Genomic DNA, 23,884 nt, shown 5'->3' on the forward strand with positions numbered 1-23,884 from the left:
GGCTCATTGTGGCTTTGGCATATCTTCGTATTTTTTTCTTAGGGCTTGTTCAATTTCATTCGGAACCAGGTCCCCAAGATCACCTTTGAAATAGGCGATTTCCTTGACTACGCTTGAGCTAAGGTATGAATATTTAGGGTTCGTCATCATAAAGATCGTCTCGACATTATGATTAAGCTGGTGATTCAAGGACGCGAGCTGTAATTCATATTCAAAATCCGTAACCGAGCGGATCCCTCTAACGATGACGTCCGCTTTGCGATAATCCACATAATTAACGAGCAGATCACGGAAGCTGTCTACCTCAACATTAGGCAAATCGCCCGTTACTGTAGAGATTAGCTCTTTGCGCTCCTCAACCGTAAAGAGCGGTTTCTTGCTCAGATTGTTCAACACAGCCACGATGAGCTTGTCAAACTGACGGGAAGCCCGCTGGATGATGTCCATATGTCCATTGGTAATAGGATCAAAACTGCCCGGATATACGGCGATTCGCGGTGCTTTTTGCTGTTCCATAAGTACTGTTTTCCTCCTTATATGACGGGGTGTCCTAGTCTGAACTTCTACGGCTCATACCTGTATATGGATACGGCAGTTTCTCCGTACTCCGCTTTGCGCAGCTCTGTAAAATTGCCGAAGCAGCTCGGATAGACATAGGAAGATTCATACTCCAACACAACCGTCGCGCGATCTTCAAGCAGTTTAAGCTCGTCCATCGCTTGCATCAGCTTTTCCCCAAACTTAAGCCGATACGGCGGATCAAGGAACACCAGCTCGAATGCTGCTTCGCGCTTGGCCAGCACCTTCAGTGCTCTTTCCGCATCATTCTTATAAACCTCTGCACGTTCCGCCAAACCGGCGGTCTGCAAATTGGCACGCACCACTTCGACGCTCTTGTAATCGAGGTCCACGAATACCGCCTTGTCCATACCGCGGCTGAGCGCTTCGATGCCTAGTCCGCCCGTCCCCGCGAACAGATCAAGCACGGCACCGCCGTCAAAATACGGCCCGATCATGCTAAACACAGCTTCCTTCACTTTGTCTGTTGTCGGCCTTGTTCCCATCCCGGGAACCGCCTTCAGTGTCCTGCCCCGGGCACTGCCCGATATGACTCTCATGCTAGTTCACACACCCTTGCACAATGCCGCTCTATTAAAAGTCAATTCAAAAGTCCGCTTTTGATAAGAAAACCTTAACAAGGCCATTTAAGGATAAGCAATCGCGGCTTGATGGCAGGTTTTCATAAGTTTCGATACTAAAACTGGACGGTTTGAACACAATCAAAATAGAGCAATTATATAATTTTCAGGCTCCAAAATGCCTGTCGATATCGTACCATAATCCCGCATAGAATGAAAAATGTAATTTCGAATTACTTTTTAAGGATATACATGTATAAATCGCCCAGGCCCGGGCAAACTTGAACTATCGACATCACCAAATGTCGTAGACAACCGCGGAGAAGACTTACGTTTCCCCATAAGCTCTTCGTCCGGTTTCTCCTCTCCCATGATTGGGGCCCTCGTAAAGGGGGCCCTGACTTTTTTTTATGTTAAATGTTCTCCACGACGGCCTTCCGCTCCTTACACGCAACTAGAATCTCTTCCATGCTGCCATGTCCCTTTCAAAGGAAAAAATCCATTCCATCGCCCAAGCTTGCACACTAAAAATCCCCCTGAGAAGTGACTCCTTACTGCCACATCAGGGGGATTCTATTTAATGCTTGGTCATCGCTTCAGCGGCTAACTTACATGTTGAACCAACGCAGTTCGCCGCCCTTGAGTTCTAAATCGAAGCTCTTGCCGTTCGCATATACTGTCGTGTTGCGTGGCTCCGCGGTATTATTGACAACGCAATACGTGCCTGTCTCCGGATAGACATGGATCTCCGTATGCGCATCTGAACTAAACCAATTGTGCAATTCGTTATCTTTACTGCATGACCATAAAATAGCGCGGTGCAGCAAGCGAGCATTCTCCGCACTGTATGGCAGCCCGCCGATATAGACCGAACGACCGTCAAAGTAATTGTTAACTGCAAACTGCACTTCTTTATCATTGCAAGCTAAAATCTCAGCGCTCGTCGCATATACATTCTTCTTGCCTTCTCCAAAATTAATATCACCATCCATATCGGCGGTAATAAAGTGAGAAGACAATACGTCCCAATTATATTTATCGTAGCCGAGGGTGAAGCCGCGCTCCAGCTCTACGCCAAGAGCATCGCCCAGTTGGAAGAAGCGGCCTTGGTGCTGAACCGCAGAAGGTTCGCCTACCCCGATAAACCCGCCTCCGCGAGCAATAAATCCGCGAATCTGCTCAGCGATATACGGGTCCTTCCAGTTATCGCCGCCAGTATGTGCCGTATCTGCGTCACCGATATTAATAATGACGTCGATATCATTTAACAGCTGCGGCTGGTCACGAATATCATCAAAGCTAATGAAAGATACATCGAACGGAGCACCACTCAAAATTTCAATAATCCCCGCATAGCTGTAGTTCTGCTTCTGATACAGGGCATGATGCACCATATGGCAACCCCAAGAGCGCATTTTCCCCCAGCAGTTCAGAACAGCAACCTTAGCAAGGCATAGCGGCTTCGTGCGAGCTTTTTCATATAAATCACGGAATTCATCGGCCACTTGCGTTACATATTCCACAAAATCCGGGAAGTCCAGCGCCAGCTTCAAGTAGCCGCCATAACCGATGCGATCCACAGGCTTACGCAAAATAGCTCGTCTTGCTGTTAACCAGTTCTCTTGAGCTTCTGCTGTCGGATTGCCGCCGGGATGGAACGTATCAGGGAAGAAGTAAGGCAAAAAGCGCCCTTCTGTGTATTTCACGCCAGGAATATCGCTAATTAAGCGCAGTGTCGAACCATTGCCCACGCTGCCCACGACTGCATCCAGCCCGATCGTTTTAAACTCGTCCATATAAGGCTCTGTACCAATAAAATGGTCGCCTAAGAACATCATCGCTTCGCGGCCTTCTTCATGGGTAATATCCACGAGTTCTTTCGCCAGCGCCGCCACCTCGCGACGTTGGAAGGCCATAAAGTCCAAGTATTGTTTAGAGGGAATCCGATACTGATTGTTATAGTAACCTTCGTCGATAATATATTCTGGACGGAACTTATAGCCTACTTCACGCTCGAACTGGTCGAGGATATAAGGGCTGACGCTAGCGGAATAGCCGTACCAGTCCACGTATTTCTCCCGGCGCAGCTCATCGAAGATAAGCGTGAACTGATGGAAGAAGGTTGTGAAGCGGACTACATTAACATAGGACTTTTCGCGCAAAAATTCACGCAGTCTGCCTTTAGAGTATTCCCGTGTCTTAGGCTGACGTACATCAAACGTAATTTGTCGTTCGAAATCCTTCCAATCATTAACGACCGCATTGTACATATGGACAGGATCCCAGATCAGATAGGTCAAGAAGCTAACGCTATACTCATGATAAGGTGTCGTGTGATTAATAACTACACAGCCGCTTGCTTCATCATAGCTCCAGTGATTTGTCAGTACGACCTCGCCAGTGGTACGATCGATGACTTCCCACCAACGGTAGATATCATCACGGTTGTTTACCAGCAATAAGTCTTCGCTAATCCCTTCCAACAACCGAATAGAGAGAGTCGCATCTGTAGCAGCTACAAATCTCGTAGAAATATAGCATTGCTGTACTTCATCAGGGTTTGCTTTTGCCCAATGGTTGTCTTTACGGGTCGTATAATAAGTAGCGTATATTTTCGCTCCACAATCTACTAGCTCTTGCGGGAATGTTGTGCCGTCTGCATCGCGTACTGCATCAGCGCCCCATAGCTCCATCGTTTTCAGTGTTTCTCCTACGACATCAAGGTCGGTAGGGATTGTGAGGCGCCCTCGATTTTGTTTGCTCTGATTCTGCTTGTGCATATGAGACATGCTCCTTCCAAAATAACTGATGGTTGCTTTCATCATACTTAGCAAGCCATAGAGAACCAAGGATGAATTATGACCTTCCACGAGTAAAATTTTGACCTTTCAAGCGAATGAAGATAAATGCTGTTACCTTTGTGCTGGTTGGTCAGCGCTGCGAGAAATGTGCAATATTTAAACTTCAATCTCAAAAGCCAAGATCCTAAACATCAGACCTTGGCTTTTGAACGAATTATTTAAGCAATTACTCCATAATCGTATCTGGATTAGCGACGGTTTCGATCTTTTGCTCAATCTTCCCTTGGCTGCCCAGATAATATTTCTCTATCGGTTTGAATTGCTCGTCCAGCGTGTACACGAGCGGTGTCCCCGTCGGAATATTCACATCCACAATTTGCTCACTGCTGAGCTGTTCCAGATATTTGATCAGGGCACGCAGACTGTTGCCGTGCGCTGCTATAACGACTTGCTTGCCTTGAATGATCTGCGGCTTGATCTCCCGCTCCCAATAGTCCTCAACGCGAATGACCGTCTCCTTGAGACTCTCTGTTAACGGAAGCTCCTCATCGGTGAGCTCATTATATTTAGGGTCATGGCGAGGATAACGATCATCTTCCTTAGTCAGCGCAGGCGGCAGCACATCATAGCTTCTCCTCCAGAGCAGCACCTGTTCATCCCCGTATTTTTCCGCCGTATCCGACTTGCTTAAGCCTTGCAGCGCCCCATAATGACGTTCATTCAACTGCCAGGTCTTATGAACCGGAATCCACAACAGCTCCATCTCATCCAAAATATGATAAAGCGTCTTAATCGCCCGCTTCAGGTAAGAAGTATAGGCGATATCAAACTTGAAATTTGCCGCTTTGAGCAATTTTCCGGCTTCCTCCGCTTCCTGTACGCCCTTCTCAGACAGCTCCACATCTGTCCACCCGGTAAACAGGTTGAACTTGTTCCATTCACTTTCTCCGTGTCTGACCAATACTAGTTGATACATCGTTAACACTCCTTCCAATCTTATCTTACAGCGATACCGCCGATCCGTCCGGTTCTACCATCTATTCCTGTAAATAACCTTTCTGAACCGCATCCCGGATCAGCCCGGTTACCAGCTCATATAGAGAAGGCGCAATATCTGCCACATCGGAAATACGCTCCAACACCTGTGAGCTCCTAACGCCATGCTTCCTCCAGGATAAACCGCCTGTATAATAATTATGCAACAACGGTTGAATACGATCAATTGCCACGGCATACTTTGCCTCCTGGCTTTGACGCTGCTCAAACTCAAGCCATAAAGCTATAAGCTCCTGCTTCTGATCCTCCGGCAGTAAACCGAATATCCGCTCAGCTGCTTTCATCTCCCGCTCCTGTTTATCCTCATGCCCTGCCGCATCATAAGCAAATGTGTCGCCTGCATCAATTTCTACAATATCGTGAATAAGCAGCATGTTCAGTACCTTTGCCAAATTCGGCGGCTCTGGCGTATGCTCCAGCAGCACCATCGCCATCATAGCCAAATGCCAGGTATGCTCCGCATCATTCTCTTGTCGCGATCCATCCATCAGCACCGTCCGCCGCAGTATATGCTTCAGCTTATCGATTTCTTTAATAAATTCAATTTGCTTCAGAAGTCTTTCACTTTGATTCATAGGTTCTCCCCTCTTCGTTCTATATTTCTGCCTATCTACATTAATATCATGAATATGATATAATTGGTAATCATTATTAACGGATGGTGGGCCTACAAAATGAGTAAATTGTCCATATTGCTGTTCCTATTATTATCTTGGGTTACCGGAAACCCTCTGATTGCCATCATTATTATTCTCGCTGTTGTTTACTTTCTGGATCGGCGTTATGTCGGCGTTATGCCCAGCATTGCCAAGCCTTTTCGGCGCTCCAGCAAAATTAGGAAGCTGCGGACACAACTCGCCTCCAGTCCGTTTGATGTCTCTTCCAAACGCGAGCTAGCCAGACTTCTGATTGAATCGAAGAAATATGCCGAGGCTCATAAACTGCTTGAAGAGGCCAGGGAAGCTTCCGGGGATTCCGCCGAGTACTGGAGTGATCTAGGCGCCGCATCCATCGGATTACAGCAGCTCCAGGACGGAGAACAGCAGATGCTGCAAGCACTTCGTCTGAATGAACGCGTTAAGTACGGGCAGCCTTATCTACAACTGGCTACCGCCTTCAAGGATAAGGACCCGCAAAAAGCGCTGGACTATGCCTCAAAATTTGGTGAAATTCAATCTTCCTCCAGTGAGGCTTATTATTTGCTCGGTTCCCTGTACCAATCGCTGGGCCGCAAGGATGAAGCCAGACAAGCACTCGGGGAATCCATCTCCATTTACCGTTCGCTCCCGAAATATAAGAAGCGGCATGAACGTGGATGGGCCTTGCGAAGCGCAATAAAACGGAACTTCCTTTAAATTCATTTAGCCTAAGCAAAAGGACGACCTCTTCCCGCTAAAACACGGGATTGGCCGTCCTTTTTTTATAAAATACAACCCTCTAACGATACTGGATATCACTATTCGCATCTAAAAAGACTGCTAAAAACTGTAACGAACGGGGTATCGCTATTGATGTGAAGCAGAGGCTAAATGCCTGCATTTCACCCTTATAACGATATGTTGTTTCGTTAGTTTTAAATTACTGCTGTTTTGCGGGAAATAGCGATCCGGAGTTTCGTTAGAAACTGCGCAAATTCAGTAGCTAAGCATCAATCCCATGATCGCTGGAATTCTCGCGTCTCCGCATAAAAGGCCACCAATTCGCCTGGCCGAATATTCTTACGAACACCGGGATCAGGAATGGCAGTACAACAACCGCATACAGGAACAGTCCTGTCAGCACGAGCGTTGAAATCTGCAGCATCGACAGTACCCCTGACGGATACATCGACGCCATTGTACCGCCCAGAATAACGGCTGCCGACAGAATCACAGTCCCCATCTTCCGCATCGAATGCACGATCGCCTCTCGGACATCCAGTTCGCCATGCTCATTGAAGCGGTCCATCAGGAAGATGCTGTAGTCTACGCCGAGAGCGACCAGAATAACAAAGCCAAAGAATGGCGTCGCCCAGCTCACGCCGGAGTACCCGAGAATATGAACGAAGATGAGCTCGGTTAAGCCCACCGATGCGAAGAAGGTTAATACTAATGAAGCGATAATATAGATCGGCATCACAACAGAGCGAAGCAACAGAAGCAATACGATGAAGATGCCCGCAAGCATGAAAATAACCGTCCGCGTGTAGTCTGCGTCAGAGATCGTCTTCAGGTCATTAAATGTACTGGATACGCCGCCGATCGCAATTTCCGCATTCGCAAGCTTTGTACCTGCAACAACCTTGTCTACTGCAGCCTGCACCTGGCCGATCTGATCGATCGCCTCGCGCCCATAAGGGTTGCTGGAGAAGACGACGTCCAATGTCATCACCTTGCGGTCTGCCGATAGATAAGTATCCAAGAGCTGATCAATCGCCTGATTATTCATCGCCTCCTGCGGCACATAATAACCGCCCAGGCCGTTATCACTGCCGCCAACCTCGTTCAAATATTGCTTGGCAGTAGCAAGCCCGCCGGACACTTGGCCCAATCCCTCGACACTCTGATCCAGCCCGTCTGTAAGCTGACTGATTTGTCCGGAAAATTGCGAGAAGCCGGTTTGGATCTGCTCCTGACCTTGCTGGATTTGGGTCAGACCATTTACAATCTCAGGCAGCTTCTTCACAATTTGCCCCTGACCATTACCCGCTTGATCAAGACCCTGCTCCAGCTGCGACAGTCCGGAGATAAATTGCTCCAGTCCGCCTGCCAGCTGATGACTTCCTTTGGCGGCTTCGGCATAACCTGAATTCGCTTGTTCCAATCCTGCCTTCACCTGTTCAAGCTGACCTGTAGCCGTTCCAAGACCACCGGCGATCTGTTCCAGACCTTGACCGGAGGCTGTAACCGTTCCGCGTATGGTCAAATAGTCCTGATCTCCAACCAGCTCAGGATATTTCTGCTCCAGACTGGCGAAGGAGGCATCCAGTTGTGAGAAGCCCTTTGCAATCCCGCTCAATTGCTGCTGAATTTGCTGATATCCATCGCCCAGCGAAGCAATTCCTCCAGCGATTGATTGATAGGATTGCAGCAGCTTATCGTTCGCCCCCGCCAGCTCTTCTGCGCTCTGTTTAAGCTGCTTCAAGCCCTGCTTCAAGCTGCCAGCTCCCTTGGAGCTATCCGTGATCCCCTTCTGGATCTGCGACAGACCGTTCGACAGAGCGGAGATTCCTTCCTTCAATTCCCCGGTCCCCTCAACAAGCTTGCCCGTGCTTTCCGCCGCTTCCGCCAGCTTAGGTTCATTTTCATTCAGCGCCTGGCTTGCTTCCGCCAGCCCGTTTTTGATTTGAGACAGGCCTTCATTGCCCTCTCCAAGACCTGCGCCAACGGTCTTTACTTGATTTGCGATTTCAAAATCCTTCTGGATCTCCCCCGTTGGACGGCTGAGGCTGCGTACACTGGCAACTCCGTCCACCTCCATCACAGCGCGACTGATTTTCTCAGCCAGTACAATATCCTCCGAATGATCCATCGTCTGATCACTCTTGATGACGATCGTCGTTGGCAAGGATTCTCCGGGTTCGAAGCTATCTGCAATTAAATTGTACGCCTTCACGGATTCGTACTGCTCTCCAATCTCCTCCATATTGTTGAAAGAAACGTTGTTGCTGTAGGAGATGACCAGGGGAACTGTGATGACTGCCACGAGCAAGGCAGAGGCCCAGGGTTTCTTTACAGAGAAAGTGCCGATTGCTCCCCAGAATCTGTTATCCTTATGCTCAATAGCTCCCTTCATCGGCCAGAATAGCCATTTGCCAAGCACGGCCATAAAGAACGGTACAATCGTAACAAGTGCAAGCAGCATAACAGCGATGCCAACGGCAACTGCTACGGCCGAACGATATAGTACAAATTGGGAGAGGCCGATTGTTGTGAACCCAACCAATACCGCAAGCCCCGAGAAGAACACGGTTTTTCCTGCTTTACGATAGGTCTGGATAATCGCCTCCGGGATTTTATCTGTTAACTGAAGCTCTTCCTTAAAGCGGCTGATCAGAAGAATACAATAGTCTGTACCGATGCCGAACATGACCGCAACCATAAAGATCTGTGTGTATGTAGAGACAGGGAAGTTATAATGAGCGACAAGAAATGCTACAATCGATTGGGAGATCAAATAACTAATTCCGACAGTAAGCAGCGGTATAAATGGAGCCACGGCTGAACGGAAGACGATGAAAAGAATCACCAGAATAAAGATCACCGTAAAATACTCTGATTTCTTCAAACCTTGCTCCGAGCTCAAAATTACATCTTGATTAATTTGCTGAGCGCCGGTCATGTAATGATCCACCTTAAGCGACGAGAGCTCATTACGAATATCCTGTTCTATTTCCTCCAATGGACGCTGATCCATTTGCAGGCTTAATGAAGCAAGAATCGTCTTACCGTCAGCGGAAATCATTTTATCCTGGGCCTCTGGCGTATCAAACGGATCAATCATCGAACTAATTCCGAGCTGATCCATGGATGAACGCAGTCTGGATAAGGCTTGCTCAATCTCTTTCTTATCATCAGCAGCAATCCCGCTATCCTGATGGAAGACAAGGGCTACACTGCTTGATTCCCCTTCCCCCTCCTGTTCAGCTGCCGTATTTAATATGCGGGCGGCTACTTCCGAAGAGTACCCCTTGGGTACGGTTATTTCACCTTTTTCCCGCACAAGTTCTGTCATAGATGGCGCTGTAATCACGAGCAGTACTGCTACAGCTATCCATAATAACAGGAACCCCCATTTCGCCTTTAAGATGTACTTCATATCGTCGGTTTCCCCTCCTCAACCAGCTTAGCCAATTTCTCAAAAGGTCGGATAAAGCCGTCAATTTCCTCTGCCGAAAAATGAGCCACATAAGCCGATAACATATCCATAATCGATCCTTGCATCTTGGAATATATCATTCTGCCGTGCTCCGTTAGGGATAAATAGACGACGCGCCGATCTTGGACGTCTCTCGTCCGCTCGACAATCCCCTTGTCTACCAGCCTGGTAATGATGGCTGTAATCGAGCTTTTGCCGACCGAGAAAGCCTCGGCAAGCTCTGTCGACGTTCCGTTCTCATGCGTTGCAATGTAATCGATGATTTGATATTGATCAAGCGTCGCGTCATCCTGAATCACCTCTCCGATTTGTACATTCAACTTTTTGAACAGTACGAAGTATGCTGCCATGTAGCGTTCAACCAATTGCCGCAATTGATAGTCCGATTCGTTCATTTCATCCTCCAAAAATAACGTACTAAATATCCAAAACTGTTCTACATCAGAACTATTATAAAATCTAATAGTTCTATAATCAAACTGTTCGATATAAGAACTATATCGCATAATTATTTGAAGATCAACTTCCGATATTTCTTCATTTTCGTTATCTGCCTATATCTCCACCAGAATACAAAAAAAGCACAGCCGACAGATCCTGCTGTCGTCTATGCTTATTCCCGCTATGATTTCAATTATTCCTCTCCGGCATCGATTTCCACTTCATAGGTACAGCGGAATTGCTCCATACCCTCTTCGTTTGCAGGCAGGCCCGTAATCCGGAAGCCGATATTGCGGAAGAAATCGGCACCATCCTCATCTGTAACGGTGATAATGCGGCGAGGATTTTTCAGCAAAATCGTCTCCAAAATAATTCCGCGTCCATATCCCTTCAGGCGTTCCTGAGGATGAATGACCAGCTCTGTAATGACCAGTTGATTCTGCTCATCCATCGTAAAGCCGATGATCCCGATGAATTCCTCCTGGTCTTCAAACACGTACAACTCTTGTGAGCCTGAGGTTCGATACCGATCCATCACCTTGTCCACCTCGGAAGGTTCATAGTAGAACGCATCTTCCAGCAGCTCGCGAACTTCATGATCCCATTGGCTATCTGCCAATTTAATAAGCATCCTTAGTCCTCCCTCACTACTTCTTCTCGATGACCTCGGTGCGTCCATCCTCATATCCGACCACAACCGTATGGGCAATATCAACGAACAAACCATGCTCGACAACCCCGGTCATGGCCTTCAACTCGCGATTGAGTTGACCTGGATCGGAGATTACGCCAAACGAAGCATCGGCAATGTAATTGCCATTATCGGTGACGTAGAGCTCTCCGTCACGGGTGCGCATTTCAATCGGCACATTGTAGATCCGCTTCAGCTGTCCGAAGGTCCACTCATAGCAGAACGGGACAATCTCAATCGGCAGCTTGAAGCTGCCAAGATGCGTTACTATTTTACTGTGATCAGCAATAACGATGAAGCGCTCACTGTTGATGGCAACCAGCTTCTCACGCAGCAAAGCGCCGCCGCCGCCCTTAGTCAGCGCCATGTTGCTGTCCACCTCATCCGCCCCATCGATCGCCAGATCAAGGCGCTCAACTTCCGCTGCGCGAATCAGCGGAATATTGTATTTCTTCGCCAATTCCTCTGAAGCATTCGAAGTGGCAATCGCCTTTATTTTCAAACCTTGAGCTACGCGCTGCCCGATCTTCTCTATCGCATAATACGCCGTTGATCCGGTTCCCAGTCCAACGATCATTCCATCTTCCACCCATTCTGCTGCACGGTACCCTGCTGCTTGCTTCGCATTCATTGCGTAAATCCCTCCTAAATGGTATAAAGCCCTGGATCAATATTTTCACGTACATCCCCAAACTCGGTTTCTTCCCTTATCCCTATCCATGTTATAATCAAAATCTGACCTTCGAAGTAATCTCATACGGAAAACGAGGTGACGGTAATGAGAACCGCAGACCAAGTCAAAGCCAAGATCATTGAACTGTCCCAACAGAAAAAAACATTCGAATCCATATCCTCTGCAATGAACCCGGATGACCCTGGAGCCAGTGCATTGTCGCTAACGATTAACCAGTTGAACGACAGGATTATGATGCTGGAATGGGTGTTGAACGAACCGAGCGGCAAATATCATATGTAACCTTGTCCTGTCTGGCGAATCAGCTTATATCATAACAAAAAAACGATAAGAAAAACACTAAGTCCGCGATACCGATTTTCTAATCAAAGACGGCCTTTTACTACAACTTACAAAACATCTGTAAAAACAAAGAACGGGCAGCCTTTGCTTTGCGTTCTGCAAGCCATAGGCCAACCGTTCTCATTCTCCGTATGTCGTTATTGCCCAATCGCCGCCTGTATTCCTTCCCAGGAGGTATCATCGACAGCTTGTCCGTTGATAAATACAAATGGCGTTCCATCGACGCCCTGCTTCTCTCCAATGAGAAGGTCGCGCTTAATGTTGGCGATATATGTCCGATCATCCAAATCCCGTTCAAATCGCTTCAGATCAACCCCAGGGATATTCTCCTTAACCAAATTCATAATAAACTTTTTGTTGGCCCAGGCCGTCCCCTTACTCCCCTGATTCTCCATCATGAGATCGTAATAGGTCCAGAAATATTGCTGATCCTGTTGGAATAAAGTCTCTCCAGCGAGAGCAGCCAGGTTCGAATCAGGAGCCAGGAATGGGAAATCGACATAATAATATACGGCATTGCCTGTGTCCAAATATTCGCTCTTAAGCTTAGGGAAGATCTCTTGTGTCCATTGCTTGCAAGCCGGGCATTTGTAATCCGCGAATTCCACGATCTTCACAGCTGCTTCTGGATTCCCCACATAGGGCTGATTAGCTTCGTCAAAGCCATCGGGGACTTGTCCCGCCTCCACCTGCTCCAGATCCGGGAATTCGGCTTGTTGTGAGTTCTTCTCATGGATGCGAATAAACACGAGTACAGCTACTAGCAGCACTGCTACACCAATTAATGCCCACAATCCCCATTTCTTACTTCTCATATTCTTCCTCCCAGGATACAAAATAGTAATATTTTGTGCTGATTGTATGAGTTTTGGAGGTAAATAACTAGGAGAAATGTCACATTTCATCGGCGCAGATTACCATTATTTTGAAAGCGTATTCTAATGCTGTGGGCGCAGGGCTTCAGACAGACCGCCCTTGCCCTCCTTCGATTCCGGTTTGACCATGACTAAGAGCAGAATCATGGCCACCAGAGAAATGCCGGCAATTACGAAGAACAAGGTCATATGACCTGACTTGACGAGCAAGGACACCACCGGTGGCCCCAGCGACACCCCGATAAATCGCATACTGCTGTAAATGGAAGTAATCGTGCCACGCAGTTCCTTCTCGATCCCTTCGGTAATAAGCGCATCCGAGCTAGGCAGGACCATGCCGATTCCCGCGCCGCAAACGATGAGACAGGCGAGCACAAAATAGATATTGTTGAAAAAACCAATCCCGAATAACGCCCCTGTAGACAGGAGCAGTCCAACTACACCGCACCATTTCATCAGCACTTTGTTCTTGCCGATCTTCTTGCCTGTGAAGTAAGACGCGAGGCATAAGGATGCAAGCGGGATCGCCAGCACAAAGCCCTTGAGGACGCCGTCCAGACCATGCCTCTTCTCTAATTGCTCGGACAAATAAAAAAGTACGGCAAAGAGCAGAAACATCGAAATCCCGCCAATGATGAATATGGCGTACAACCATCTTCCCTGCGAAGCGAATACGCCCTTCACCGACTTCCAGAACTGCTTAAATGGCTTTGGTTTACTCTTGTGCTCAGGCTCCTTGACCAGGAAGATCACAAGGAGTAAGGAGCATAAGCATAACACAGGGATAGCCAGAAATGGCATATACCATATCCATGCTCCGAGCAGTGCCCCCAGAATCGGGCTAAGCACCTTGCCAAAGGTGTTGGAGGTCTCGATAATGCCAAGGCTCTTGCTGATCTCCTTGTCATCATCAAACATATCCCCAACAAGTGGCAGTACGGTCGGAAATGCCCCCGCTGCCCCGATCCCCTGCAGAAATCTGCCGCCAATAATAATCCAGTACAGCATCATTCCATTAGAAAACCAGGGGGCTGCGCCGCAGATTCCCCCGCCAATCCCCGCTATGATGAGGCTTGGAATAATTACGGCCTTACGCCCGACCTTATCCGACAAGTAACCTGCGATCGGAATCAATAAGATGGCAACAACCGCATAGACCGTGATCAACATACTCACCTGAAGTGAAGAAATGTGCAGTTCTCGCGAAATCTGTGGCAATATCGGGATCAGCATGGAGTTGCCCAAAGTCATGATCAGCGGAATGGATGCTAACGCCGCCAGATCCCCCTTCTTGTTACCCATCATTCGGACACCCTTTCCATTCATGTAAACAACAATCATGGTTAGTGTGGAGAATATTCCGTAAAATATTCCGAATGCATTTGTTACCTTATTTTCTTACAAAAGATTGCGAATCCGTCTCTGCCATAAATCGGCTTGGCTCTCCTGCCGAATAAACATGCAGCAAATGCATAGCCCTTGTACAAGCTGTATAGAACAGCTTGCGCTCCGACTCGCGGGTATATTTATCGTTCGAGCCATCGAAGATAAGCACGGCGTCGAATTCCACCCCCTTAGCGAGATAAGCTGGGATGATGTGAACCCCCTTCTCGAAGGAAAGCGTCGTTTTTTTAATTAATCTGGCCTCCAGATCCTTGGCGAGATGATCGTGAACCTCTTTGCTCTCCTCCGCCGTCTTGCAAATGACAGCAATCGATTCATAACCCTCATTCCGCAATGCCGTAACATCCTGTCTGATCTGTGCATACAAATCATCCTGACCTTGTACAACCACCACTTCCGGTTTCTCGCCTGCACGATTAAACGGAATGATCGCCTCTCCTCCCGGCAGCATACCGCGCGTAAACTCAACGATCTCCCGGGTCGACCGATAGCTCTGCCGCAATACGATCTGCTCGCTGTTATCCGATCCGTATAAATCGGTCAGCACAGACGACTGCTGCAGTACAGAGGAATGCGCATAAATCGCCTGATTGAGATCACCGAGAGCTGTCATCCGCGCACGCGGGAATAAACGCTTCAGGAAGAACAATTGGAATGGTGAATAATCCTGAGCCTCGTCAATAATGACATGACGGATCGCGTGATTGGAGTGAAAGCCCAGGATCATTTCTTTCAGATAAAGGAATGGCGTAATATCCTCATAGAATAATTCTCCGGCCTTGATCTTAGAAAGGGTACGTCCGCAAATGAGCGGCCAATCCTCCGGCAAAGCATCCATATGAACCTCCTCTGCGATCTCCGACGGTTCAAATAATTGACAATACAGCTTCGTTACGTCCACAAAGCGCAGCGATTTGATCCATTTACGCAGCGGCTTCAGGCGCTCGCTGACCACCATTCTTCCCAGGATGGTTCTCTCCTCTTCATACTCGCTGATTTGACCATTGCTTTTCTGCTGCTGACGGCGCATCCGCTGGTAAGCACGCTGATAGTCCTCGGTATCAAGAAGCTGAATTTGCTCATCCACCCACGGCTGGTTAACCTCCTCCTTGCCGAAGGCGGCAATCTCCTTAAGCAGCCATTCCTTGAGCAGTTCACAACGATTGGCCAGGGTAATCGCCGAGTCATAAGCATAGAAGCGTTGCAAGATAGCTTCGGCCCCAACGATCTCCCGGCCCATAAAGCGCAGCGGTTTGAATCTCATGCCCTTTTGCTCAAGCAGCGCTTTATATCTGCCGATCGCCTCGAAGAACAGCAGTGAGGATTTGTAGCGAATCCCGTTCATACGGGCCTGATAAGCATCATCCTCTTCACCGGATAATACATATTCAATCTGGACGAACGGGTCCTCCAATTGGAATTCCCGGCCAAGACGCCGCTCCAGATACTCCTGGAATGTCGTCTGCAGCATATTCTCTTCCCCGAGCTCCGGCAATACCGTGGATACATAGCTATTGAACATCGGGTTCGGAGAGAACAGGATCATCTGATCAGCACGAAGCGTGTCGCGATGCTTGTATAGCAAATAGGCCACACGCTGCAGCGCAGCTGAAGTTTTACCGCTGCCTGCTGCTCCCTGAACAATCAGCATGCGTGAAGTATCATTACGGATGATGCGGTTCTGCTCCTTCTGGATCGTCGCCACAATACTCTTCATCTGCGCATCCGAGCTTCTGCCGAGCACTTGCTGCAACAATTCATCGCCAATTGTTACCCCGGTATCGAACATTACCTTCAAGTCGCGCCCGCGGATGACAAACTGCCGTTTGAGCGTCATCTCCCCTTCAATCGTGCCGGAAGGCGTCTCATAAGAGGCCGGGCCAGGGACGCTATCATAATATAAATTCGAAATCGGTGCACGCCAGTCATAAATCAGAAATGTCTCATCATCTTCTTCCAGCAATGAAGCTATCCCCAGATAAATCGCTTCGCCTTGCTCTCCTTGCTCGGCAAAGTCGATGCGGCCAAAATAAGGGGATTGCTGCAGCCGTTTCAGCTTCACAAGCGAATTGTAAGCCAGTTGGTGGCGCTTCTCCCGCTCGGACAACACTTCGGATTGTTGTCTTAAACTGGTTGAAGTTTCCCCTACATCATCCGCCTCACTGAAGTTAACCGTAACCTCATCCCAGAAATCCTTTCGCATAGATACGACATCACCACGGATTGTTCCAACTTCTGATTCCAGGCGGGTTATGCGCGTTTCGATCTGATCCTCGACATACTCTACCCGACGCTGTTCCGCCTGCCGCTCCTTGTCATGATTACTCAAAATAGTCGCCCCTTTTGTGAATTAATCCCAAAAAATAACTTCCTCCAGACACCCCAAAAAATCTATTGACAAACACAATTCAATGTGATAAAATTAAATTGCTTAATCCTTGGTCTATTAATATAGATTGGGACCGCTCTTTATTGTAACACTGATATGTAGCAAATTCAATCTTATGTTCTTTTTCAATTAGGAGTCCTGTCCCTTTGCTGACCGTCTGCCGGTTCAGCAAAGGGACAGGACCTTTTTAGTTTGTTCGACTCTCTTCTTCCCCATCCAAAACAAGAAGCCTTCTAACATAACACTTGACTACAGTGTATGTCAGAAAGCTTCTTGTGCAGCTGGTAATGATATTGGTCAGACCAAACTATTTCATGATGGTAATGGTTTTAGTAGTATTATCAAAGGTTACATCTGCACCAAAATACTCGGCAATGAAACGGAGCGGAAGCATAGTGCGTCCGTTAACAAGCATAGCTGCTGTATCCATTTCCGGTGCAAGTTCTCCGATTTTAAAGGATAGGCTTTGATCGTCTAAAGCAATGGTTACAGTTTTGGTAATGTTATCCCAGCCAACATTAGCGCCTAAACTCTCGGCGATAAAACGCAGCGGCACCATGGTTCTGCCTTTCACTACGAGCGGTGCTACGTTCATACTTGATTTGACTCCGTTCAGCATATATTCCGCCTTACCAAGGGTAAGTTGCAATGCAACAGGTTCGCGCTTGGTTGTGACGAAGAAATAACCTGTCCCTGTTGCTAGAAAAGTGAATTTACCGGACTTGCGATCATAGTTGCCGCCTAAACGTTCCTTGTTGTCGTCTGCGAGAAGTTTGATGCCGCAAAGCTTGCTGATATCGCTAGCTTGCAGCTGCTCCTGCGACAGGTCAAAGGTTACTGGAATAAGTCCTGTATAATCCGTTATTACCTGGTCATCGACCAAGATTTTGATCTCGTATCCCCGTCCCAGGCTTCCATTTCCCTCGTCTACTGGCTTAATGGCAATCTTCATCGTCTTGCCTGTATTCAGTTGCTTCAATAAATCAGAAGACAATTCAATTGAAATGGTGCCATTTGACACGGTTAGCGGTTTATCCGCTTTTATAATCGAATCCAGCGTGCCGTTGTGAAGCTCAAGCTCATCCGTTTCAGGTGACATTGTGAGCAGCAGGGAATCCCCTTGCTTCAATTGCTCTTTGATGGCGTTATCAATAGGATCCACGACCGGTGTGGTGCTGCCGTTGTTCCCTGAATTCCCGCCATTTCCATGATTACCGTTATTGTTTTCATTGCCATTATTTCCACCATTGTCGTTGGCTGCAATAACGATAGTCAAATCTCTCATATCCCTGCCGATATTATTGGAGGCTGTAACAGTGAATTTGTAAGTCCCCGCTTGCGTTGGAGAACCGGAAATAACCCCCGTAGCTTCTGCTAAATTCAGCCCCCATGGTAAACTCCCCTCGGTCACCGTCCAAGTAACTGGAGCATCCCCACTGGCTGTAAGCGCCTCTTGATAATTCTGATTTACTTTGCCGTTTTTCAAAGTGATGGTTGTAATCGTTGGCGCAGTACCAACCGGCTCTTCTTCTGCAATCTCAATCCTTAGCCATTGCTCACCGCTGCCATAATCATTCGTTGCCGCAACAGTGAACTCGTAATCTCCCGCCACTTGAGGCGTACCCGCGATCATGCCGGTGGCTTTATCCAGGTTCAAACCTAGTGGCAAGTCACCTCCACGGGCCTCCCAGGTCATCGGATCGCTTCCATATACTGCCAGCGTGACCGTATACTCTTGGCCAACTTTACCATTTGGCAGATTCTTGGTTATAATCTCTGGAGCGGTGCCCTCTGGTACATCTTGAGTGATTACTAGGCTTAATGTCTTTGAGTCGCTGCCTGCATCATTGTTCGCTTGAACTTTGAAAGTAAATTGTCCCCTCTGTTCCGGTAAGCCAGAGATAATGCCTGTCTCCTCATCCAGGCTTATGCCCTTTGGCAATTCACCATCTGTAATCGTCCATTTGATTGGCGCGTCACCTGCTGCGCTCAGAGCTGCTGAATAGGTTTGTCCAACTTGGCCATTTTCAAGTGAATCCGTCATAATCGTTGGCGCAGTACCTTGTTCATCTTCAATCCATTTTGCATATAATTCGGTATCGCTTGTTACAAGATCAGTAGCGAAATCCCACGCGTTGTTTAACTCTGCATCCCGGTACCAGCCGCCGAACACGGCGTCACCTTTTGTCGGGGCTTTCGGCTCGGTAATGGTACCGCCCCTGTCAGCGAACATCATCGCCACTTCACTGCCTCCGCCCGAATCAAAAGCTACGGCATAAGGGTTGTGCACACCGATCGACGGGCTTCTGCCGCCTAGTGGATTGCCGAAGAAGTCTGTTCTCTCTGTCATATGAGGCAAAGCATTCACGCGATCAACAAAGGGGCTTACCACTTCCACACCCGCACCATAGGCCAGGTTATTGCCATCAGCAAGACGGAATCCGCTCATTGCGCTGTAATCAAGCGTCGCAGCAGCGGTTCCGCTGTTGGCAATCCAATGCTCCGGTGCTGACTTATAGTCATTTAATATTGAATTTAATTCCTCTTCCGTGACATAGCGGTTGTCGGCTGCTGTTACACCTGCGCCCAGATACCCGCCGCCACCTGCATTCAGGCTGCCAAACAGATTTGCTGGATAAACTATGTTATTCGTAAACCGTCCGGCAATAAATGGAGCAGAGGTTCCTCCGCCCTTTAGGCCAACATTGCTGTTAGCCCCCGTATAGGCAAAAATATTATTTTGGAAATAAATATGCAAATTCGTCGCCGTTGGATCAAATACTAACGAGCTGCTATTTTTCAAGGGGGACACGATGACATTGTTATAGAATAATCCGCTGGACTCTTCGCTAGTGGAAGAACCCCCCGCAAGTAATAGAAGACTGTTGTAGCTTTTGTTAAAATCCGGGCTGCGTCCGTCGTTCACGCTGACATTATAACGAATGACGTTGCCCTTGGCGGCATTCATCTGCAAATACCAGCCGCCATAGTTATTTCGGCTATAGTTGTATTCGTAGACATTATCTTGGCAGTAATTATCAATATCCCAAGCCATACCATCATTACTTGCATGATAAGGATTATCTACCGATTCGTTATAGCGGAAGATTGTTCCTTTACTTGCCATAATCCACGCTGCGGCATAATTCTGCGAGCCAAGGTAGATTGGTGTATGATTATTGGGTCCCCAGTTCGATACCAGATTACCGCTCTTATCGCTCAAATAGCTGTATCCGCTGTCTGTGACCACATTTCGTTCCACCAGGGAGTTATTCCCGCCGGATATAACTATGCCATCTCCAACCGAGCTTGAAACCCAGTTGTTTCTAAACACAGCTTTTGATGCCCAAGGATAGCTAGAGTTGCTCCAAGTGATGCCTGTATGATTAGTCCCTGGATTACTAGGCCCATAGGCATTGTTGCGAATCCCTTCATTATCGCAGCGAAGGGTCTTGTTGCCTTCAACCAATACATCGACATAACCATTAATAATAATGCCGCCGGATACCTTGCTTGCTCCGTTTGCTTGGTGCAGGCCATTGACATCATGGACATAGTTATCGCGAATGACGATGCCTTGCATACGGGCATCGGCATAATCCTGAATATTAAACTGGCCTTGTCCCAGCTTGGAAATGCGCGACATTACAGCGATGCCGGAACGGCCGTCACCCGCTGTATTGCCGATGTTCGTTACTTCAATACCGCTGACCACCCAATAATTGACGTCATACAACTCAATCGCTCCGTTGACAGAAATTCCTGATGAGCTTGACGCTGTTCCTCCGCCATTAATAATCGGCCGTTGGTTAGGGTCGGTCGTATTATATTTAGTAAGCGTTATCGGATTTCCTTCTTCGCCGTTGCCACGCAGCCTGATTGGTTCATTCCATATACTGTTTGCATCCAAATAAATGGTAGAACCCGGTAAAAACACATATTCATTTATTTTGGAGATTGATTTCCAGGCTGTCTCCGGTGTGCGTCCATCGGCATGATCATCACCGTTATTGGAGATATAAAAGTCACGGACTTCACGAGGCGTAATAGTCAATTCGAATGTGATTTCGGCAGGGTTAAGGTCAAGTCGGATGATATATTTTCCAGGCACAATGTTGTTTCTGGCAAATGCATCTTTTTTGATCGTCAGCACATTGCCATTGACCGTATAATCCACGGCATGTTCAAGATCCACATCTCCGATTTTTACGCCCGCTAGATCTGCTAAATCAGGGTTTACAGTAACTTTATAATCATCCAGACCAATAACATAAGTGCTGTCCTCTGAGTGAGTATAGACTTTAGGCAAGAGCTTTAATGTTACCGATGCGGTTGCTGCCCGGGCTGTCACCTCACTATCCATGACATACACATCATCGATAAAATGCTTGTTCTGCATATCCTTGATCGTTCCGGCTTTATTGCCCCAGTTCGTAGCAAGCTGCAACCCATTAATATTTTTGATGCTGCTCACTACAGCTGTGTCGAATGGGCCGCCTTCTACGGTTTGTCTGTATATTTCTTTTCCATCAATTTTATAGGTTGTTCCCGCTGAGGTGACGAACCATTGGAATTTATGCCAGCCTTTGCTGCGCTTGGCGTCTACGGGATAGAATCTTCCGCTGGACCCGAACCTGACGGAATAATTCGTCATATTTTCCACCCAATTGCCATCCGTATTGCCATAATTAATTACGATATGCTCATTGGACGACGGAGTGAAGCCAAATACCGCGTGGTCACCGGAGGCCACTCCTCCATCATCGTAGTACCAGGCGGTAACAATCGTGGTCTTCCCATCAGCAGGAGCATAATTATAGGTGCCTGGGACAGTAGCCGCCTCGCCAGCCCCACTCGTTGTCGCCGCCTGCGTTCCGGTACGGGACATCACGCTGCTTTGAGCGTATCCGCCCACACCGGTTGTAAATTTCTTATCCCCTTCAAACCCATCGTAAAACATCATGTCAGACTTCTGGAAGTAATCGACCCTGACATTTACGGTGACCTCTTCGTTTTCTGTCGGAACATAACCTTTCTTAACCGTTACAAATCCGGCATCATCAATTTCAATTTTATCTTTGTCTTGATCCGCTGGACTGAAGCTGATGTGATCTGCAACGAAAACATCCGCCGTGTCGACGATGAGTCGCGCACTCTCTCCTGCCCGCAAGGTTTCATTCTGACGTACTAACGCAACATTGGCTGAATAAGCCGCACTCTCCCCTGATTCCTCAGAATCCAGGAAGCGCGTCGTTGCGCTGCCAATCGCCTTGACTTTAAACGTATCATTCAGGCTTGGAGACAGAGCCGCATCAGTTCCTGTTACAGCAACAGGGCTTCCATTAGCCGCTCCGCCACTGACAAGCTGAACCGAATACGCCGAAGCATTAGCGACGCGATCCCAGGTAGCATAGGTACCGTTCCATCTGACATTCACCGGTGCAGATAAGCTCTCGATCGTCAATATGCCGGCTGCCGCAGCTTCTTCACTGATATTTCCTTCCGCATTAATGACAATGGCTGTCACGGTGTAGTCGCCTGCCCCCATTGCCCTCGCATATGGCAGAACATGATGCCTTTCATGATTGTTAATCTGATCGAGTCCTCCATTTTTGGATAAATAATAACCAACGGGTTCGCCGTCTTTGAACAACGTGACAAGGGTATCACCGTAATTGGAGCCACCGGTATAAATACCCGTGTTCGGGTCAAGTATCGGATGAATTGGCGCATTCACCTGTGTATTTGTATGAATTAACAACGGTGCCGCTTGCGATTTCATCACGACCCCCTCGGCCGAAGACACCAGGCAATAATAAAACTTGCCTTGTTGTGCAGCCGAGTCCACGCTTGGCAGCGTTAATGCTGCAGCATTTCCTCCGGCGACCTGCGTCGCATTCAAACCGGTCTCATCATCAGATACATACCATTGGAATGCTGCGGCAGCCGCCGATGCCGCAACGCTAAATACAGCTGTTTCGCCTTGGTTCACTTTTGCCGCTGTGGGCCCAGTCAGAATCTCCAAATCCGATAATCCGCCCGGAGGCACTAAGTTCAATGTGAGCGTTCTTGTGCCTGTAACGGTGGGAGTATCTTTAACAACATAAAAGTCATCTATTAGATGCTTGTTATTAACATAAGCATTGTTGCCTGATTGGTTATTCCATCCTCCAGCTATTTTAGGTTGAATGGTGGTACCGCTCTTCATCGCTTTATAAATATCATGCTGGGCCGATTCGGATACTCGATTTCCGTCAATTTCCAAGGTCGCACCATTGGGTGTAATAAGCCACTCAAATTTATGCCAGCCTGTGGAACGTTCAACTCCGCTGTCTTTCCAGCGTTTCGCCGCTGATCCTGCGGATGATGGCGCATACGCCCAAGTATATTTGGTTGGGTTATGGATAACATCAGCCTGTGAACTTTGATAGAAGGTCCCGGCATAGGTGGCATTTTTGCCATCAAGAATGCCAAATTGGGTTCTGGCAGTCGCTGTCTGTTCCTCATCCGGATAAGGGTCGTAATACCAAGCCGTCATTTTATAATTGCTTCCAGCCGGTAAAGCTACGTCTTGGTTTACATTTTCAGTATTGGTTGTGCTCGCCGGTGTAATCGCTTTCAATCCGGAGCGGGATTGAGCATCGGATAGGGAAAATGATGTTCCTAGCTTGCTCGTTGACGTTAGCGGACCATTGTTGTTCTCGAAGTCCTCCATAAATAACACGTCAGCATCATGATAATAACTCGCTGTGGCTGTGAGTGTTACAGGAATGCCTGGATCCCCCGGGGCAGCAAAGGTATAACCGTTAGCCAATGTCACGTTTCCGTTATCATCGATGGTCAGCAGGCTTGGGTTGCTCGAATCATAGCTAAACTCATCGATCACCGGTCCTTTGACAAGACTGCTTACTGGCGAGCCTTTATAAGTAAGGTTCACTCGGCCTGCAAGCTCTGAAGCTTGCGTCAATTCCAGTACAACAGAGTCAAATGATTCTACTGATCCCCCTGCAGCTGAAACTTCAGCTGTAGACACCAAGCCAGGCAGACCAGAGAATGTCAAAGCTGCTGCAGTGACGATGGATAGAGCTTTTTGCATCCATTTTGATCGTCTCATTTGGCAATCTCCCTTTCTTAAATTAATATTTATATAATCAATCTGCATCTATGAAATAGACACAGAATTATATAAAGATAA

The 23,884-nt window shown here is 47.8% G+C and carries 15 protein-coding genes; 2 read left to right on the forward strand and 13 right to left on the reverse strand.

What is annotated here, in order from left to right:
* Nucleotides 1–3: 3 nt before the first annotated feature.
* The 5 genes from coaD to DMN77_RS15445 form a co-directional block, all read right to left on the reverse strand.
* On the reverse strand, nt 4–516 hold the full coding sequence (gene coaD / locus DMN77_RS15425; protein ID WP_179015610.1) for a pantetheine-phosphate adenylyltransferase: 513 nt from the start codon (nt 514–516) through the stop codon (nt 4–6).
* A gap of 47 nt (nt 517–563) precedes the next feature.
* Nucleotides 564–1,118 carry a 16S rRNA (guanine(966)-N(2))-methyltransferase RsmD gene (gene rsmD, locus DMN77_RS15430; RefSeq protein ID WP_068780653.1) on the reverse strand — a complete coding sequence of 185 codons (555 nt, stop codon included), beginning with the start codon at nt 1,116–1,118 and terminating at the stop codon, nt 564–566.
* A 629-nt stretch (nt 1,119–1,747) separates the two neighbouring features.
* Nucleotides 1,748–3,919: a 1,3-beta-galactosyl-N-acetylhexosamine phosphorylase gene (gene gnpA / locus DMN77_RS15435; RefSeq protein WP_179015611.1), complete on the reverse strand. Its 2,172-nt coding sequence runs from the start codon at nt 3,917–3,919 to the stop codon at nt 1,748–1,750.
* 247 nt (nt 3,920–4,166) lie between these two features.
* Nucleotides 4,167–4,916, reverse strand: a complete 750-nt coding sequence (gene gpmA, locus DMN77_RS15440) for a 2,3-diphosphoglycerate-dependent phosphoglycerate mutase (protein ID WP_068780651.1) — start codon at nt 4,914–4,916, stop codon at nt 4,167–4,169.
* Nucleotides 4,917–4,977: 61 nt separating this feature from the next.
* Entirely contained in the window at nt 4,978–5,571 is a 594-nt protein-coding gene (locus DMN77_RS15445; RefSeq protein ID WP_068780650.1) for an HD domain-containing protein, read from the reverse strand.
* A gap of 99 nt (nt 5,572–5,670) precedes the next feature.
* Here DMN77_RS15445 and DMN77_RS15450 point away from each other — a divergent pair, with 99 nt between their 5' ends.
* Nucleotides 5,671–6,351: a tetratricopeptide repeat protein gene (locus tag DMN77_RS15450; protein WP_068780649.1), complete on the forward strand. Its 681-nt coding sequence runs from the start codon at nt 5,671–5,673 to the stop codon at nt 6,349–6,351.
* Nucleotides 6,352–6,637: 286 nt separating this feature from the next.
* Here the strand turns inward: DMN77_RS15450 and DMN77_RS15455 are convergent, their stop codons facing one another.
* The 4 genes from DMN77_RS15455 to rpiA all read right to left on the reverse strand — a co-directional run bounded on the left by DMN77_RS15455 (nt 6,638) and on the right by rpiA (nt 11,616).
* Nucleotides 6,638–9,793 (reverse strand): MMPL family transporter, encoded by a 3,156-nt coding sequence (locus DMN77_RS15455; protein ID WP_179015612.1) that lies wholly within the window; start codon nt 9,791–9,793, stop codon nt 6,638–6,640.
* A complete protein-coding gene (locus DMN77_RS15460) occupies nt 9,790–10,248 on the reverse strand; it encodes a MarR family winged helix-turn-helix transcriptional regulator (protein ID WP_068780647.1) in 459 nt (152 codons plus the stop codon). The genes DMN77_RS15455 and DMN77_RS15460 overlap by 4 nt, the downstream gene beginning before the upstream one ends.
* A gap of 239 nt (nt 10,249–10,487) precedes the next feature.
* A complete protein-coding gene (locus tag DMN77_RS15465) occupies nt 10,488–10,925 on the reverse strand; it encodes a GNAT family N-acetyltransferase (protein WP_179015613.1) in 438 nt (145 codons plus the stop codon).
* A gap of 16 nt (nt 10,926–10,941) precedes the next feature.
* The gene (gene rpiA, locus DMN77_RS15470; RefSeq protein ID WP_179015614.1) at nt 10,942–11,616 is read right to left on the reverse strand and encodes a ribose-5-phosphate isomerase RpiA; all 675 of its coding nucleotides are present in this window, start codon (nt 11,614–11,616) and stop codon (nt 10,942–10,944) included.
* Nucleotides 11,617–11,763: 147 nt separating this feature from the next.
* Between rpiA and DMN77_RS15475 the strand changes: the two genes are divergently transcribed.
* On the forward strand, nt 11,764–11,961 hold the full coding sequence (locus DMN77_RS15475) for a hypothetical protein (RefSeq protein WP_068780644.1): 198 nt from the start codon (nt 11,764–11,766) through the stop codon (nt 11,959–11,961).
* 197 nt (nt 11,962–12,158) lie between these two features.
* Here the strand turns inward: DMN77_RS15475 and DMN77_RS15480 are convergent, their stop codons facing one another.
* The 4 genes from DMN77_RS15480 to DMN77_RS15495 form a co-directional block, all read right to left on the reverse strand.
* Nucleotides 12,159–12,836: a DsbA family protein gene (locus DMN77_RS15480; RefSeq protein WP_068780643.1), complete on the reverse strand. Its 678-nt coding sequence runs from the start codon at nt 12,834–12,836 to the stop codon at nt 12,159–12,161.
* 123 nt (nt 12,837–12,959) lie between these two features.
* Nucleotides 12,960–14,198, reverse strand: coding sequence for a bacillibactin exporter BcbE (gene bcbE, locus DMN77_RS15485; protein ID WP_068780642.1), 1,239 nt, complete (start codon nt 14,196–14,198; stop codon nt 12,960–12,962).
* An 88-nt stretch (nt 14,199–14,286) separates the two neighbouring features.
* Nucleotides 14,287–16,629 (reverse strand): RNA polymerase recycling motor HelD, encoded by a 2,343-nt coding sequence (gene helD / locus DMN77_RS15490; protein ID WP_179015615.1) that lies wholly within the window; start codon nt 16,627–16,629, stop codon nt 14,287–14,289.
* Between the two features lie 367 nt (nt 16,630–16,996).
* On the reverse strand, nt 16,997–23,803 hold the full coding sequence (locus DMN77_RS15495) for a putative Ig domain-containing protein (RefSeq protein ID WP_179015616.1): 6,807 nt from the start codon (nt 23,801–23,803) through the stop codon (nt 16,997–16,999).
* Between the last annotated feature and the right edge of the window lie 81 nt (nt 23,804–23,884).

Origin of the sequence: Paenibacillus sp. 79R4 (assembly GCF_013393165.1) — a bacterium.
Classification (GTDB): Bacteria; Bacillota; Bacilli; order Paenibacillales; family Paenibacillaceae; genus Fontibacillus.